Source organism: Bradyrhizobium sp. WSM3983 (genome assembly GCF_000473045.1).
Classification (GTDB): domain Bacteria; phylum Pseudomonadota; class Alphaproteobacteria; order Rhizobiales; family Xanthobacteraceae; genus Bradyrhizobium.
Map to the genome: position 1 here is coordinate 1 of NZ_AXAY01000072.1, position 1748 is coordinate 1748.

Here is a 1748-nt window from a genome sequence, read left to right on the forward strand (position 1 = left end):
GAGGATTGCGAATATTCGATGCCGACCGGCCACCCCATCCACTGTTCGTTCCACCAGATCTTGTCCAGCCGGTTGTCGTAGCAGCCACTGTTTGCGACCGCGACCTTATAAAAATCAGGATGGAAGATTAACGCGCTCACCGCGTTCTGGCCACCGGCGGACGTGCCAAAAATGCCGACATTGGAGATATCATACCAGGAATACTTCGCGCTCGCCGCCTTGTGCCAAAGGATCCGGTCGGGAAAGCCCGCGTCCTTCAGATTTTTCCAAGCAATGTCGTGGAAAGAGCGCGAGCGATGGTTCGTACCCATTCCATCGATCTGAACAACGATAAACCCGATCTGTGTTAGCGGCTCGATCGAGGTCGAGAAGGACTTGGGAACGAAGGACCCAGTCGGGCCTGCATAGATATCCTCCACCACTCGATATCTTTTGTTTCGATCGAAATTAAGCGGCAGATGAATGACGCCCCATATATCGGTCTTGCCGTCGCGCCCTTTGGCATGGAAGCTGAGTGGCGGCTGCCACCCAGCGGCAATGAGTTCCGAAATCTCGGCGCTCTCAACCTGCATCAGTTCGGTATTATCGCCAGCACGGTAAAGCACCATACGCGGCGGCACGTCGATGCGTGACCACAGGTCGACATAGTAGCGACCGTTAGGCGAGAACTTAATGTAATGATTGGCCAGCTCAGGCGTGAGCGCCGTAAGTCCCTTCCCATCAAAGTCAATGCGGTAAGCATGGACGAAATACGGATCCTCGCCAGGGTTCATTCCGCTGGCGCCGAACCAGATCTGACGCTTGATCGGATCGACATGATACACCGCGCGGACCACCCACTCTCCTCTGGTGATCTGATTTTTGAGCTCGCCTGCCCGACCGTTGAACAAATAGAGATGCTCGTAACCATCGCGCTCCGAGGTCCAGATGATCTCCTTTCCATCATCGACGTCGTAGCGGAACCTTTTTCCACCATTAAGCTGGTTCATCACTAAAGGCTGGTAGTCGACGAAGGTCTTGCTCGCCTCATCAACCAGCGACCGCACTCGGCCTGTGGCGGCCTCGACCTCCAACAGACGATAGAGCTGGTGCCCACGTTGATTATATTCGAAGGTGAAGCCCCGACCGTCCTTCCACCATTGGATTGCAGAAAGACCGTACGCATTTTGGAACTCGGCATTATCGATTGCGATCGCGCGTCGGCTGGTGACGTCAAATAGCACGGGCTGGAACAGCGCCAGGGCATCACCCGGTTTCGGATACGCCATCGTCGAATGTCGGGGTTGAAGCTGGTTCGCCGGTGATGACTCGAGGTAATAGACCTCTCGTTTGTCGCCTGGACGAACTCGGTAGGCTGCCAGGTGAGTTGAGGCTGGGGACCATCTCAGCGTGGAGAGAGCATAATAATTGCCTTCAGATCCGTCCCAGGTCAACGGGAAGTCTTGCAAGTCATCCCGACTGCGCAGGTAGATATTGTAGTTTCTAGTGTAGGCCAGCCATTTGCCGTCAGGTGATGCGCTTGTCCTGTCTGGATCGTTCTCTGCCGGCGGCGTGTCGTCGTAGGGGCTCTGGTGGAAGGTGACCGGATGCATGGCGCGGTCCGTGCAGGCATAGCTTACAAGATCGCAGCTCCAACGCGTATGCTCGATGTTGAAGGTAATCTTGCTACCCTTGTCGGTCAGCTCGAATTGGTCGAAGGGAAGATCCTCGGGATTATAGTTCTTGTGGCTCGCCCTTTTCAGCGCTGC

1 protein-coding gene is annotated in these 1748 nt (G+C 55.3%); it reads right to left on the reverse strand.

Annotated elements, in window-relative coordinates:
• Window positions 1-1748: DPP IV N-terminal domain-containing protein (locus tag YUA_RS0140720; protein WP_027535765.1), on the reverse strand; the 1748-nt coding region annotated here is incomplete at both ends.